Source organism: Thiorhodococcus drewsii AZ1 (assembly GCF_000224065.1).
Lineage (GTDB): Bacteria > Pseudomonadota > Gammaproteobacteria > Chromatiales > Chromatiaceae > Imhoffiella > Imhoffiella drewsii.
The window spans coordinates 1-650 of sequence record NZ_AFWT01000134.1 but is presented as its reverse complement, the minus strand read 5'-3'; the positions used below and the strand labels follow the sequence as shown (position 1 = coordinate 650).

1 protein-coding gene is annotated in these 650 nt (G+C 59.8%); it reads left to right on the top strand.

The genetic code is table 11. From position 1 onward, the window contains the following. Positions 1 to 503, top strand: a 503-nt coding sequence (locus THIDRDRAFT_RS23395; RefSeq protein ID WP_007043438.1) for an IS256 family transposase, incomplete at its 5' end; no start/stop codon positions are given. Between the last annotated feature and the right edge of the window lie 147 nt (positions 504 to 650).

The window sequence follows — 650 nt, the reverse complement described above, 5'->3', positions numbered from 1 at the left end:
AGGCCTATCCGGACACGGTCCACCAGCGCTGCTGGGTGCACAAGACAGCCAATGTGCTCGCCAAGCTGCCCAAGTCCGTGCAGCCGAAGGTCAAGACCGACCTGCAGGAGATCTGGATGGCCGAGACCCGCCAGTCGGCCAATCAGGCCTTCGAGCGCACCCTCAAGCGCTTCGAGGCCAAATATCCGAAGGCCATGGACTGCCTGGCCAAGGATCGCGAGACCTTGCTCGCCTTCTACGACTATCCGGCCGAGCATTGGGTGCATATTTGCACCACCAACCCGATCGAATCGACCTTCGCCACCGTGCGCCTGCGCACCAACCGCACCCGCAACTGCGGGGCACGCGAGACCACGTTGGCGGTGGTCTTCAAGCTGCTCCAGTCGGCGCAGAAGAACTGGAGACGCATCAAGGGATTTGGAAAACTGGAACGGGTCGTCAATAACGTCCCGTTTCGCGATGGAGAGCAAGTGAACGATCAGTCAGATCGGATCGCCGCCTGATGAGGGGCCATACACCAGATTTGACATTAACTCATTCTTGCCCGCAAGCGCTCCACCTCGGCTTCGAGGCTATCGGGTGGCACTGATGGGGGTGGGGCATCGCTCATGGCAAGAAATTACAGGCCCAGATCATGGCTTGGAAAGTGG